The following is a 14064-nucleotide window of genomic DNA, read 5'->3' on the forward strand; positions in this document are numbered from 1 at the left end:
TTTTTGTCGCGGCTGTTGCACCCGAATCGCCGGTCTGGCGGCCGATGATTGGCGCTACAATGCCGTCGAAGAGTTATTCTAATCCGCCCGCCACGAGACACATGTCTACTCAAGCCTCCTCCAAAGCCAAGCTCCGCGAAGCCGCGCTCGACTATCACGAATTCCCGACCCCCGGGAAAATCGCGATCGCCCCGACCAAGCAGATGATCAACCAGCGCGACCTCGCGCTCGCGTATTCGCCGGGTGTGGCGTACGCGTGCGAGGAGATCGTCGAGAATCCGCTCAACGCGGCGCGCTTCACCGCGCGCAGCAACCTGGTCGGCGTCGTCACGAACGGCACGGCGGTGCTCGGTCTCGGCAACATCGGCCCGCTCGCGTCGAAGCCGGTGATGGAAGGCAAGGCCGTGCTGTTCAAGAAGTTCGCGGGCATCGACGTGTTCGACATCGAGCTGAACGAGTCGGACCCGCACAAGCTCGTCGACGTGATCGCCGCGCTGGAGCCGACCTTCGGCGGGATCAACCTGGAAGACATCAAGGCGCCCGATTGCTTCATCGTCGAGCGCGAGTGCCGCAAGCGGATGAAGATTCCGGTGTTCCACGACGACCAGCACGGCACCGCGATCGTGGTGGCCGCAGCCGTCACGAACGGGCTGAAGGTCGTCAACAAGGACATCAAGAAGGTCAAGCTCGTGGCGTCCGGCGCAGGTGCTGCCGCGCTCGCGTGCCTGGACCTGCTGGTCGACATCGGCCTGCCGCTCGAGAACATCACGGTGACCGACCTGGCTGGCGTGGTCTACAAGGGCCGCACCGAGCTGATGGATCCGGACAAGGAGCGTTTCGCCCGCGAAACCGAAGCCCGCACGCTGGCCGAAGTGATCGACGGCGCGGACATCTTCCTCGGCCTGTCGGCTGCCGGCGTGCTGAAGCCGGAGATGGTGAAGGGCATGGCCGAGCGCCCGCTGATCCTCGCGCTTGCGAACCCGACGCCGGAAATCCTGCCGGAAGCGGCACTCGAAGTGCGCCCCGACGCGATTCTCGCGACCGGCCGCACCGACTACCCGAACCAGGTCAATAACGTCCTGTGCTTCCCGTTCATCTTCCGCGGCGCGCTCGACGTCGGCGCGACCACGATCACGCGTGAAATGGAGATCGCGGCCGTCAACGCGATCGCCGAGCTCGCGCAGCACGAGCAGAGCGACATCGTCGCGACCGCATACGGCATCCAGGACCTGTCGTTCGGGCCCGAATACCTGATTCCGAAGCCGTTCGATCCGCGCCTGATCGTGAAGATCGCGCCGGCCGTCGCGCAGGCCGCGATGGACGGCGGCGTCGCGACGCGCCCGATCGAGGACATGGAGGCGTACCGCGTCCACCTGCAGCAGTTCGTGTACCACAGCGGCACGACGATGAAGCCGATCTTCCAGATCGCGCGCGCCGCGCCGGAAGAGAAGAAGCGCGTGGTATTCGCGGAAGGCGAAGAAGAGCGCGTGTTGCGTGCCGTTCAGATCATCGTCGACGAAAAACTCGCGACGCCGATCCTGATCGGCCGCCCGTCGGTGATCGAGCACCGTATCCAGCGCTACGGCCTGCGCCTGAATCCGGGTGTCGACTTCACGGTCGTCAACACCGAGCACGACGAGCGCTACCGCGACTTCTGGCAGACGTACTACAAGCTGATGGCGCGCAAGGGCATCAGCGAACAGCTCGCGCGCGTCGAGATGCGCCGCCGCACCACGCTGATCGGCGCGATGCTGGTGAAGAAGGGCGAAGCGGACGGGATGATCTGCGGCACGATCAGCACCACGCACCGCCACCTGCACTTCATCGACCAGGTGATCGGCAAGCGCCCGGGCTGCAGCGTGTACGCGGCGATGAACGGCCTCGTGCTGCCGGGCCGCCAGATTTTCCTCGTCGACACGCACGTGAACGTCGATCCGACCCCGGAGGAGCTGGCCGAGATCACGATCATGGCGGCGGAAGAAGTGCGCCGCTTCGGCATCGAGCCGAAGGTCGCGCTGCTGTCGCACTCGAATTTCGGCACGAGCAACGCACCTTCGGCGAAGAAGATGCGCGATACGCTCACGATCCTGCAGGAACGCGCGCCGGAGCTGAAGGTCGACGGCGAGATGCACGGCGATGTCGCGCTCGACGCGGCGCTGCGCAAGGAAATCCTGCCGGAATCGACGCTGGAAGGCGAAGCGAACCTGCTGATCCTGCCGAACATCGACGCCGCCAACATCGCGTACAACCTGCTGAAGACGGCCGCGGGCAACAACATCGCGATCGGGCCGATCCTGCTGGGCGCTGCGCAGCCGGTGCACGTGCTGACCGAATCGGCGACCGTTCGCCGCATCGTCAACATGGCGGCGCTGCTGGTCGCCGACGTGAACGCCACGCGCTGAGCCAAAACGAACGCGCCAGGCCGGTCGAACCGGCGTGGCGCGTCGGGCGAAATTGTAAACAAAAGCAAAAAGAGGCGTGCCCGCCATGGGCACGCCGCGGGCAGGGCGCAAACGCGCTTCCCTCAAAGCAACAGCAGCATCTTTCCACTCCCAGTAGCGAGTGTGGCAAGGAGGCAGGGTCTTGCCATACGAAAGATGCCGCTCGCATTTTATCCTATGTAAGATAAATGTAGTGTGAATTCGGTAAGAAATACGCAAATTCGCGTATCGTCGGGCTTTCGATTCCCAAACGGACATTGATTCGCGCGGCCAATAACGCTACGCTAACGCCTTTGTTGGTCGTCAACTACTTGATTTAACAGCGGGAACCCTGGTTCATGGCACGCAAGTGGCTCCGCAACGGCGCGCTCGCGTCCGTCTTCGCGATGTTCGCGATGGGTATCGTCGGCACGCCGACGGGCAGTCTGGTTTCCGCCGCTTACGCACGGGAGGCCGTTCCGGCCGACGTCGCGGCGAGCGGGCTCGATACGATTCCGACCGCCAGTCTTCCGCGCGAGGCCGTGACCACGCTGGGCCTGATCGGCGCCGGCGGCCCCTACCCGTACGAGAAAGACGGCGTCGTGTTTGGCAACCGCGAGCGGATCCTGCCAAAAGCGAAGCGCGGCTACTACCATGAGTACACGGTACCGACGCCGCGTGCCCGCAATCGCGGCGCGCGCCGGATCGTCTGTGGCGGGCCATTGCGCCGGATCGACAACTGTTATTACACGGGCGACCACTACAACAGTTTTAAACGTATTGTTGAATGACTTCGGGACGAATGGCATGAGCGACTCCATCTACGCGCACGAAACGGCGGCGGCGGAACTGTTCGCAGCCGGCGACGGCAATCTGTTTCAGCGCGTGATCCAGCTTCACGCGGCGGCGCAGGCTGTCGGCGCGCCGGTGCAACAGGAAGCCGAGCCCGGGCTTTCATCGAACGAGGAGCCTATGAGCCTTTTCACGACCGTGCGACCCAATCTCGTGCAGTCGATCCGCGCGTTCCGCGTGCAGGATCTTGCCGACGAAGCCGGCCGGCTCGGCCAGCATTTCCTGTACGCCTATTGCGGCGCCGCGCAGTCGAAGCAGGAAGTGATGGAAACGATCGCGACGTCGTTTCTGTTCCCGAAGCATTTCGGGAAGAACTACGATGCGCTGTACGACTCCCTGACCGACCTCGTCGCGAAGGCCGGTGCGCAGCCCGGTTTCGTGATCGTCCTCGAAGGGCTGCCGATCGCGCAGAAGTTCGACAAGGAAGGGCGCGAGACGCTGCTCGACGTGTTCCGCGAGGCGGCCGAGTTCTGGGCCGAGCGCAAGGTCGCGTTCCGCGTGTTCTACTCGTTCGCGTAAGCGCGCGTCGGCCAGCGGCCGATCCGGCGAACACCCGTCAAAAGCCCGCTTCAAGCGGGCTTTTTTGCGTCCGCGCTCGATGCGCGCGCTGCGTCCGGCCCGACATAAGCCTTTCATCGCGCACCTTTTTCCGCGACAATCGGTCAGCCCGGCCGCAGCCCGCCGCCCCGGGCGCACAACACCAATCATTCGAGAGAGGGCCGTAATCCCATGACCGATACCCGATTCGCGGCGCCCGCCCGTGCGCGCCGTCCGCTCGTGCACGCGCTGGCCACGTGCGCCCTGTCGTTCGGCATCCCGCTGGCCGTGCAGGCCGCGTCGCTCACACCCGAACAGACCGTCGACATTTATCTGGGCGCCATCGTCAACAACGACGCGGGCAAGGTCGAGCAATTCAACGACTCGGTGCGGGCGACCGCCGATCCGAAGGATGCCGGGAACATGATGCTGCCGGCCGACATGTACGGCGACATGCGTGAACAGATGCTCGGGCAGGTGATGGCGTCGATGTCGGAATCCGGGCGCGAGGCGCTGGCGCCGTCGCTCGACTCGATGCTGGTCGCGTACACGGGCGCGTTGCGGCGCTCGCAATGCAATGCCACCGGTGTAAAGCGCACGCCGGGCGCAGGCGGGAAGGGGCAGGAACGCGCCACGGTCAGTTTCGAGTGCAAGGTGGCCGACGTCACGCCGCCGGGCGACGAGGCCATGAAAGCGCGCGCGGCCGCGAAAACCGACCCGCAGCGCTTCGCGGCGGCCAAAACGATGTTCACGGGCCTGGCGCGCGCGTTCAACGACGCACCGGTCAGCCGGCGCATCACGGGGCAGGTGGAGATGGTCGGTTCGGACAGCAAGGGCTGGACGACCGACAACCCCGAAAGCCTGATGAAGCTCGTCGTCGACGCGCTGTCCGGCCCGGTTGTCGCGGCGATCGCCGCCAGCCAGCAATGAGGCCGCCGCGCCGGCCCGATCGATTCGACACCGACATGACCCGACCGATGAACGTTTCCCTTCCTGCGCGCGGCAGCGCGCGTTTCCCGTTGCTCCGCGCCACGCGTGCGGCCGTGCTGTCCGTGCTCGTCGCGGCCGGTGCCGCGCACGCGGCGGTGCTGACGCCCGAGCAGACCACCGATCTGTATCTCGGTACCTTCGTCAACGGCGACGTCGCCAAGGCGGTGCAGTTCAACGACGCAATGCGCACGCGCTACGAGGGCAAGGACGCGCTCGACGTGGCGGCCATCCCCAAGCTCGGCGACACGATGCGCGACAACATGATCGCTGCGCTGCTGTCGAAGATGCCGGCCAGGTCTCGTGCGACGTTGCGCGCACCGGTCAGCGCGTCGATCACGTCGTATCAGCATGTGCTGGCCCGTTCCGAATGCAAGGCGACCGGTTCGACGCAGAAGCCGAACGAGTATGTGGAGGGCGAATCCATCGCGACGGTCGATTTTTCGTGCCGTGTCGTGGACGTGGAGCCCGGCGTGAAGGCACTGAAGGAGAAGCTGGGCAACCCGAGCCTCAAGACCGACAAGGCCCGCACGGCCTTCCTCGCCGCATTTCTCTCGGGTATGGCGCGCGTCTACGACGAGGCCCCGATGGGCCGCACCGTGACGGGGCAGGTCGACCTTTACGGCACGAACGAGAAGGGCTGGCTCACGGGTTCTCCGGGTGATGTGCTGTCGCCGCTGGTTGACGCACTGCTGGGTCCGATTGGCTCGGCGGACGGCGAAGCCGACAAGTAAGCGACTCGATCGCGGCCGCTGCACCTGGCCGGCGTGCCGCGCATCCGAACGGGGAGTGAACGATGAGGATCCTCACACGAGGGATGCGGGTTGCCGCGGTGGTTGTTTCGGTGTGCGGCGCGGCCGTGGCGGGGGCGAGCGCCGCCGAACCGACTCCGCTGCCGGGTTCGCCGGCCGCGCAAGCGGCCGTCGAGCGGCTGCTGGCCGATCTGCGCACGCGCTCGACGCCAGGCCAGTATGCAGCCGTGGCCGGCGCGATTCACACGTCGCCGGCGCTGGCGGCGCAACTGGACGAGCTGGTCGACGCCGGTCTGTTGACGCGCGTGGCGGTCGATAGCGGCGAGCCCGCGCTCGGCAGGACGACCGGCGCGTTGCGCAACGGGAGCGTGTGGATCCTGACGCCGGCGTTCGTCGCGAACCAGGCGCCGCGACGGCTGTTCGACGACGTTCAGGAAGACGACATCCTGCCGGACAACATGGTGTTCGCGCTCGGCTACATGGCATGGCGCGCGAAGCACGATGCCGACGTGAGCCGCGCGTCCGACGCGCTACGGGCGTCGGACGACAGCGCGGACGCGAAGAAGCAGCGATGGATCGACCTGAACACGCGGATCGACGCCGGCGGCTTCATCCAGGGCTGGAACGACACGGTGGACGCGGCCACGTTTCAGCACGACGGCCGGCCGATCAGCATCGTGCAGGCGGTGGAGATGATGATGAACCTGCGCTATCGCGGTCCGCTGATCAAGGCGATCCGGGCGACGCCGCCGGCCCGGAAGCTGCGGATCTCCGCGCCGGCGCTCGCACTCGACGCGGACAACCTCGACGCGCTGGCATCGGCGCTCCAGACTTCCCCCGTCATCGACATCGAGCCGTTGAACGCGGCGCGCTGATACGCGTCGCCGTGCGCCGACGTCAATCCGCGGCGCGTGCCCGGCCGCGCATCGCGATCACCACCCGCCCCAGCGCGCCGCAAGCGCGGCGAGCACGGCCGCGCCGGCTGTCTCGGTGCGCAGCACGCGGGGCCCGAGCGACAGCGCGGTGAACCCGCGTGCGCGGGCCGCGTTTTCCTCGTCGGGCGACAGCCCGCCTTCCGGCCCGATCAGCAGCGTGACGGTGGCAGCCGGCGGCGCGTCGGGCAGCGACGCGAACGGGATGCTCGCGCGCGGCGACAGCAGCAGCCGCAGCTCGCCGTCGGCCGGTGCGGCCGGCAGCGTATCGAGCCACGCGTTGAAGCCGGCTACCGGTGCGACGTCGGGCACGCGGTTGCGCCCGCATTGCTCGCACGACGCGCGCACGACGCCGCGCCAGTGCGCGACGCGCTTGTCCGCGCGCTCGCCGGACAGCTTCACGACGCCGCGCGCGGTCGACAGCGGCACGACCGCCGCAACGCCGAGCTCGACGGCCTTCTCGATCACCCAGTCCATCTTGTCGCCGCCGGCGATGCCTTGCGTGAGCGTCACGCGATAGGGCGGCTCGGCCTCGGCCGGTTCGAACGTGTCGATCTGCGCGAGCGCGCTGCGCTTGTCGATCTCGACGAGCCGCGCGCGGTACTGGCCGCCGGTGCCGTCGAACAGCGCGAGCACGTCGCCGGGCTGCAGGCGCAGCACCTGCACGTGGCGCGCGACATCGGCCGGCAACGCGAGGGTGGCGTCGGCGCGCAGTGCCGCGTCGACGAAAAAGCGCGGCACGGCCGCGGTGGTGGTGGCTTCGTTCATGCGTGTAGCGGTTGGGGTCATGCGTCGAGGCGGCGCCCGAGCGCCCATCGGTAGCCGTCGAGATCCTCGATCTGCGCGAACCGGTCGCCCCAGAACTGATCCTGCGGCGGGCTCAGCGATTTCGCGCCCGCGTCGAGCGCGCGCTGCCAGGTGGCGTCGACGTCGTCGACATACAGGTAGAACGATTGCGGCGCGGTGGCGTTCGCCCGCTTCGGCGTGAGCGCGGTCGAGCCGAACGCGCCCTCGGGCGCGAACATCACGATCAGCTGGCCGCGGTAGGCCATCTCGACGTGCATGATCGCGCCGTCCTCGTCGTGCACGTCGCGCAGCTCGAAGCCGAATGCGGCCTTGAAGAAATCGATGGTCGTGCGCGCGTTGCGTACGGCCAGGTAGGGCGTCAACCAAGGCACGTTGGCCGGACGTGGATCGGTCATGAAAATCTCCTGTGTTGGCGCTTCGGCGCTTGCGCTGATTCCATGCTTCGGCGTTGATTCAGGGGGGGTACGGCGTCCGGGGCGTATCGCCCCGGTGCTGCGCATCACGAATCCTGCGAAGACGCGATGGAAAAACGGAGCGATGCGGCCGCCCTGACGCTCAGCGGCGAACGCCCAGTGTATCGCGCAGCGCGCACGGCAGGGCAAAGAGGGACGCATGCAGCCGCGCATCGTAGTAGCGCAGGCCGTGGACGCGGCGGGCCTCGAGCCGTTCGTCGATGTCGTGCGCGAACAGCGCGGCCGCGTCGAGCGTGTCGCTCGCGATTGCCATCAGCCACTGCGAGCCGTACAGCGGCACGTGCGCGGACAACGGATCGACGACTGCGAAGCTCGCGCGCAGGTCGTCGAGTAGCGCGGCGATGCGCGACGAGTGGAACACCGGCGAACCGAGATGCATCGAGATTGCGCCGCACGGCGTGAGAATGCGCTTGAGCCGCGCGTAGAACGCACGCGTATAGAGGCCGGCCGCCGGCGAATCGGGCGGCGTGAGGTCGAACACGACGAGGTCGAAATGCTCGACGGTCGACTCGACGAAATGCGCGGCGTCGCCGATCACGACCTCGACGCGCGGATCGTCGAGCGCGCCCTGATGCACGTCGTCGAGATAGCGGCGCGCCATCCCGACCACTTCGTCGTCGAGTTCCGCGATCACGATCCGCTCGATGCACGCGTGCTTGAGCAACTGGCGTGCCGCGCCGCCGTCGCCGCCGCCGAGCACGAGCGCCTTCTTCGGCGACGGGTGCGCGAGCGCGGCCGGGTGCGTCATGCACTCGTGATAGACGTACTCGTCGCCGACCGACGTCATCGGCCGGCCGTCCAGCGTGAACAGGCGGCCGAGCTGCGGGGTCTCCCAGACTTCGATCTGCTGGTGCGGGGACGCGACGCGCGCGAGCCGCCGGGCGTTCGGGAAGCCGTAGGCGGCGTCGGGCGTAGGGTGAAAGAGAAGTGTTGTGCTCACGGGCGGGCCGCTCAGGGCTGGCAGTTCCGACGTCTGAATTATAGGAGGCGGGCGGTTTGACGGAAAACCGTGCCGGAACACTACTCGCCGACAAGGGAAATGTCAGCCCATCTGTTAAAATGACGAGCTTTGCAGCCCCGTCCGTAGGCTCCGTCCGCTTCGCGTCCGTCAGGCGCCGCACCGCGCGCCGGGAACGATTGACGCTCGAGCTTCCGGATGCCGCCGTGCTCCCGTTTCCTCGACTCGTTCTTCGGACTCGACATGACGACTTCGTCTCCCGCCTCCACCACCCTGATGGCCAACGCGATCCGTGCGCTCGCAATGGACGCCGTCCAGCAAGCGAACTCCGGCCACCCCGGCATGCCGATGGGCATGGCCGAAATCGGCGTCGCGCTCTGGTCGCGCCACCTGAAGCACAACCCGACGAACCCGCGCTGGGCAGACCGCGACCGCTTCGTGCTGTCGAACGGCCATGGCTCGATGCTGCTGTACTCGCTGCTGCACCTGACCGGCTACGACCTGCCGATCGAAGAGCTGAAGAACTTCCGCCAGCTGCACTCGAAGACGCCGGGTCACCCGGAATACGGCATCACGCCGGGCGTCGAGACGACCACCGGCCCGCTCGGCCAGGGTCTCGCGAACGCGGTCGGCATGGCGCTCGGCGAAGCGCTGATGGCCGACGAGTTCAACCGTGACGGCGCGAAGATCGTCGATCACCACACGTACGTGTTCCTCGGCGACGGCTGCCTGATGGAAGGCATCTCGCACGAAGCCTGCTCGCTCGCCGGCACGCTGAAGCTGAACAAGCTGATCGCGCTGTACGACGACAACGGCATCTCGATCGACGGCGACGTCGTGAACTGGTTCCACGACGATACCCCGAAGCGTTTCGAAGCCTACGGCTGGAACGTGATCCCGAACGTGAACGGCCATGACGTCGACGCGGTCGACGCGGCCATCGCGAAGGCGAAGCTGTCGGACAAGCCGACGATGATCTGCTGCAAGACGGTGATCGGCCAGGGCGCGGCGACCAAGGCCGGCGGCCACGACGTGCACGGCGCGGCGCTCGGCGCGGAAGAAATCGCGAAGACGCGCGAAGCGCTCGGCTGGACCTGGGCGCCGTTCGTGATTCCGCAGGAAGTCTACGCGGCATGGGATGCGAAGGAAGCGGGCAAGCGCGCCGAGACCGAATGGGACGCGACGTTCGCCGCATATCGCGCGAAGTTCCCGGCAGAAGCCGACGAATTCGAGCGCCGGATGGCTAACCAGCTGCCGGCCGACTGGGCGCAGAAGGCGGCGGCGATCATCGCCGGCGCGAACGAGCGCGGCGAGACGGTGGCGACCCGCAAGGCATCGCAGCAGGCGATCGAAGGCCTGGCCGCTGCACTGCCGGAACTGCTCGGCGGCTCGGCCGACCTGACCGGCTCGAACCTGACCAACTGGAAGGCATCGAAGGCCGTCCGTGCGAATCCGGAAGGCCCGGGCGTCCAGCTGGGCAACCATATCAACTACGGCGTGCGCGAATTCGGCATGAGCGCCGCGATCAACGGCCTCGCGCTGCACGGTGGCCACAAGCCGTTCGGCGGCACGTTCCTGACGTTCTCCGACTACAGCCGCAACGCGCTGCGCGTGGCCGCGCTGATGAAGGTGCCGTCGATCTTCGTGTTCACGCACGATTCGATCGGCCTCGGCGAAGACGGTCCGACGCACCAGTCGATCGAGCACGTGTCGAGCCTGCGCCTGATCCCGAACCACGACGTGTGGCGTCCGGCCGATACGGTCGAGACGGCCGTCGCGTGGACCCACGCGATCGCAGCCGACCGTCCGTCGAGCCTGATCTTCAGCCGCCAGAACCTCGCGTTCAACCCGCGTACCGACTCGCAGATCGCGAACATCGAGAAGGGCGGTTACGTGCTGAAGGACTGGGACGAAGAGATCGTCGCGCGCAAGATCATCCTGATCGCGACGGGCTCGGAAGTCGAACTCGCGATGAAGGCCGTCGAGCCGCTCGCGCAGCAAGGCATCGCGGCACGCGTCGTGTCGATGCCGTCGACCAACGTGTTCGACCGCCAGGACGCCGAATACCGTGAACGCGTGCTGCCGCATGGTGTGCGCCGCGTCGCGATCGAAGCGGGCGTGACCGCGTTCTGGCACAAGTACGTCGGCCTCGAAGGCGGCGTCGTCGGGATCGACACGTTCGGCGAATCGGCACCGGCCGGCGTGCTGTTCAAGTACTTCGGTTTCACCGTCGAGCACGTCGTCGAGACCGCCAAGGCCGTGCTGGCCTAAAAGCATTCGCGACGCGCGCCACCCCTCGCGCGCGTCGCACCGTGAAGCTGCACGAAACGAATTTTTTCAGCCATCAGGAGATAGACCATGACGATTCGCGTCGCAATCAACGGCTACGGCCGTATCGGCCGCAACACGCTGCGCGCGTTTTATGAAAACGGCAAGAAGCACGATCTCGAGATCGTCGCGATCAACGACCTGGGCGATGCGAAGACCAACGCGCACCTGACCCAGTACGACACCGCGCACGGCAAGTTCCCGGGCGAAGTGTCGGTCGACGGCGATTACCTCGTCGTGAACGGCGACAAGATCCGCGTGCTGGCGAACCGCAACCCGGCAGAACTGCCGTGGGGCGAGCTGGGCGTCGACGTCGTGATGGAATGCACGGGCTTCTTCACGACGAAGGAAAAGGCGAGCGCGCACCTGAAGGGTGGCGCGAAGAAGGTCATCATCTCGGCACCGGGCGGCAAGGACGTCGACGCGACGATCGTCTACGGCGTGAACCACGACGTGCTGAAGGCCGAGCACACCGTCATCTCGAACGCATCGTGCACGACGAACTGCCTCGCGCCGCTCGTCAAGCCGCTGAACGACAAGATCGGCCTCGAAACCGGCCTGATGACGACGATCCACGCGTACACGAACGACCAGGTGCTGACGGACGTCTATCACGAAGACCTGCGCCGCGCGCGTTCGGCCACGCACAGCCAGATCCCGACGAAGACGGGCGCGGCTTCCGCCGTCGGCCTCGTGCTGCCGGAACTGAACGGCAAGCTCGACGGTTACGCGATCCGCGTCCCGACGATCAACGTGTCGATCGTCGACCTGTCGTTCATCGCCAAGCGCGACACGACGGTCGAGGAAGTCAACGCGATCATGAAGGAAGCATCGGAAGGCGCGCTGAAGGGCATCCTCGGCTACAACGAAGCACCGCTGGTGTCGATCGACTTCAACCACAACCCGGCTTCGTCGACGTTCGACGCAACGCTGACCAAGGTGTCGGGCCGCCTCGTGAAGGTGTCGAGCTGGTACGACAACGAGTGGGGTTTCTCGAACCGCATGCTGGATACGGCTGTCGCATTCGCGAACGCGAAGTAATCCCGCACGTTGCGCGGCCGCCGCAAGGCGGCGTGCGCAGCGAACGAGCCCGGCCGGTTTTTTCGGCCGGGCTTTTTTGTTGCCTGTTGTTATTGCATTGACGCTGCCGTCACCTGTTCGAGCGCGGCGACGAATGCGCGCTTCAGCGGGCTGTCGAGATCGGTCCACGCGAGGCCGATGCCGGTGCGGTGCCCGGCCAGGTCGAGCGGCCGCGCGAGCACGTTCGGCGGCAACGCGCTCGCGGCTTCCGCCGGAATCAGCCCGATCCCCATTCCCGCCGCGACGAGCGCGAGCATCGTCGTGAATTCCCCGAACTCCTGCGCAATCTCGAGCGTCGTGCCCGCGCGGCTCAGCGCGAGCAGCATGTCGTCGTGAAAGCCCGGCGCGTAGCGGCGCGCGAGCACGAACGCCGGCTGGCCGCGCAGCGCGGCCGGTGAAATTGCGTCGTGCGCGGCCAGCGGATGGTCGAGCGGCAGCGCGACGACGAAGCCTTCCTCGAGCACCACGCGCGTGTCGATACCCGCATACGCGGCCGGCAGCCGGATCATCCCGAAATCGATTCGCCGGTCGCGCAGCGCGGCGATCTGGTCGGGCGTCGGCATGTCCTTCAGTTCGAGCGTGATCAGCGGATAGCGCTCGCGCATCGTGCGCAGCACGGCCGGCAGCAGCACGGGCAGCACCGACGACACGAACGCAATCCGCAGCGTGCCGATCTCGCCGCGGCTCGACAGCCGCGCCATCTGCTCCGCGCGCGCGGCCTGCTGCAGCGTGGCGCGTGCCTCGGGCAGGAACACGCGCCCCGTATCGCTCAGTTCGACCTTGTGCCGGTCGCGCTCGAACAGGCGCGCACCGAGTTCTTCCTCGAGCGCCTTGATCTGCATGCTCAGCGCGGGCTGCACGATGAACAGGCGCTGGGCGGCGCGCCCGAAATGCAGCTCTTCCGCGAGCGTGACGAAGGCGCGCAATTGCTTGAGTTCCATGGTCGGCGGGCACCCGTGGGCGGTAATCAGGTTTCATGATAACCGGATCAAAAAAGACCATTGGCGTGGGGCCCGGCCGGCGGCCGAAGATACCGTCAACGCGAGACCGGCCGCGATGGGCCGCCGGCTCGACTGGCACGAGGAGACATCCATGACCAACGCGCTTGAACGGTTCCGCCTCGACGGCCGCCGCGCACTGATTACCGGTTCCGGACGCGGGATCGGGCTGACGCTCGCCCGCGGGCTGGCCGAGGCCGGGGCGGCGATCGTCATCAACGATCGCAATGAGGAGAAGGCCGCGACACTCGTGCGGCACCTGCGCGAGGAAGGTTTCACAGCCGACTACGCGGTATTCGACGTCGCCGAGCACGCGCAGGTGCGCGCGGCGATCGACGATTTCGAGGCGCGCGTCGGCGCGATCGACATCCTCGTGAACAACGCGGGCATCCAGCGCCGCGCGCCGCTCGACACATTCGAACCGGACGACTGGCAGGCGCTGATGCGCGTAAACCTCGACGGCGTGTTCAACGTCGCGCAGGCCGTCGCGCGGCACATGATCGCGCGCGGCCGCGGGAAGATCATCAACATCTGCTCGGTGCAGAGCGAGCTCGCGCGGCCGACGATCGCGCCGTATGCGGCGACCAAGGGCGCGGTGCGGATGCTGACGAAAGGGATGTGCGCCGACTGGGCACGCCACGGCATCCAGGCGAACGGCCTCGCGCCCGGCTATTTCGAAACCGAACTCAACCGCGCGCTGGTCGACGACGCAGCGTTCTCGGACTGGCTGTGCAAGCGCACGCCGGCCGGCCGCTGGGGGCGCGTCGACGAGCTGTGCGGCGCGGCGATCTTCCTCGCGTCGGCCGCGTCCGATTTCGTGAACGGCCAGACGCTGTTCGTCGACGGCGGCCTGACCAGCGCCGTCTGAGCGGCGGCGCGAGCGCGCCGTTGCGCCGGCTGCGGCCGGCATCCGAATTCCCAGAAGAGCCCGCCGCACGAG

General features: G+C 67.0%; 13 protein-coding genes. 9 read left to right on the plus strand and 4 right to left on the minus strand.

The window, feature by feature from the left end:
• Positions 1-59: 59 nt before the first annotated feature.
• From ACPTTF_RS02945 to ACPTTF_RS02970, 6 genes are all read left to right on the plus strand, one after another.
• A complete protein-coding gene (locus ACPTTF_RS02945) occupies positions 60-2402 on the plus strand; it encodes an NADP-dependent malic enzyme (RefSeq protein ID WP_423370211.1) in 2343 nt (780 codons plus the stop codon).
• A gap of 377 nt (positions 2403-2779) precedes the next feature.
• Positions 2780-3211, plus strand: a complete 432-nt coding sequence (locus ACPTTF_RS02950) for a ribonuclease domain-containing protein (RefSeq protein WP_006476946.1) — start codon at positions 2780-2782, stop codon at positions 3209-3211.
• A gap of 16 nt (positions 3212-3227) precedes the next feature.
• Positions 3228-3791: a barstar family protein gene (locus ACPTTF_RS02955; RefSeq protein ID WP_423370212.1), complete on the plus strand. Its 564-nt coding sequence runs from the start codon at positions 3228-3230 to the stop codon at positions 3789-3791.
• 210 nt (positions 3792-4001) lie between these two features.
• A complete protein-coding gene (locus ACPTTF_RS02960) occupies positions 4002-4739 on the plus strand; it encodes a hypothetical protein (RefSeq protein WP_423370213.1) in 738 nt (245 codons plus the stop codon).
• Positions 4740-4774: 35 nt separating this feature from the next.
• Positions 4775-5530 (plus strand): hypothetical protein, encoded by a 756-nt coding sequence (locus ACPTTF_RS02965; RefSeq protein ID WP_423370214.1) that lies wholly within the window; start codon positions 4775-4777, stop codon positions 5528-5530.
• Between the two features lie 62 nt (positions 5531-5592).
• Positions 5593-6423, plus strand: coding sequence for a hypothetical protein (locus tag ACPTTF_RS02970; protein ID WP_423370215.1), 831 nt, complete (start codon positions 5593-5595; stop codon positions 6421-6423).
• A gap of 57 nt (positions 6424-6480) precedes the next feature.
• Here the strand turns inward: ACPTTF_RS02970 and ACPTTF_RS02975 are convergent, their stop codons facing one another.
• From ACPTTF_RS02975 to speE, 3 genes are all read right to left on the minus strand, one after another.
• Entirely contained in the window at positions 6481-7248 is a 768-nt protein-coding gene (locus ACPTTF_RS02975; protein WP_423370216.1) for a 16S rRNA (uracil(1498)-N(3))-methyltransferase, read from the minus strand.
• Between the two features lie 17 nt (positions 7249-7265).
• Complete coding sequence (locus tag ACPTTF_RS02980) at positions 7266-7682, minus strand: VOC family protein (RefSeq protein WP_423370217.1); 417 nt, start codon at positions 7680-7682, stop codon at positions 7266-7268.
• Positions 7683-7842: 160 nt separating this feature from the next.
• A complete protein-coding gene (gene speE, locus ACPTTF_RS02985) occupies positions 7843-8700 on the minus strand; it encodes a polyamine aminopropyltransferase (RefSeq protein WP_423370218.1) in 858 nt (285 codons plus the stop codon).
• Positions 8701-8916: 216 nt separating this feature from the next.
• Here speE and tkt point away from each other — a divergent pair, with 216 nt between their 5' ends.
• Both tkt and gap read left to right on the plus strand, forming a co-directional pair.
• Complete coding sequence (gene tkt, locus ACPTTF_RS02990; protein WP_423370219.1) at positions 8917-10989, plus strand: transketolase; 2073 nt, start codon at positions 8917-8919, stop codon at positions 10987-10989.
• A gap of 87 nt (positions 10990-11076) precedes the next feature.
• Positions 11077-12087: a type I glyceraldehyde-3-phosphate dehydrogenase gene (gene gap, locus ACPTTF_RS02995; protein WP_423370220.1), complete on the plus strand. Its 1011-nt coding sequence runs from the start codon at positions 11077-11079 to the stop codon at positions 12085-12087.
• 89 nt (positions 12088-12176) lie between these two features.
• Here the strand turns inward: gap and ACPTTF_RS03000 are convergent, their stop codons facing one another.
• Positions 12177-13067 (minus strand): LysR substrate-binding domain-containing protein, encoded by an 891-nt coding sequence (locus ACPTTF_RS03000; protein WP_423370221.1) that lies wholly within the window; start codon positions 13065-13067, stop codon positions 12177-12179.
• Positions 13068-13218: 151 nt separating this feature from the next.
• Between ACPTTF_RS03000 and ACPTTF_RS03005 the strand changes: the two genes are divergently transcribed.
• Positions 13219-13992 (plus strand): SDR family NAD(P)-dependent oxidoreductase, encoded by a 774-nt coding sequence (locus tag ACPTTF_RS03005; protein WP_166964845.1) that lies wholly within the window; start codon positions 13219-13221, stop codon positions 13990-13992.
• Positions 13993-14064 lie beyond the last annotated feature (72 nt).

Origin of the sequence: Burkholderia crassaminum, assembly GCF_964265005.1 — a bacterium.
Lineage (GTDB): Bacteria > Pseudomonadota > Gammaproteobacteria > Burkholderiales > Burkholderiaceae > Burkholderia.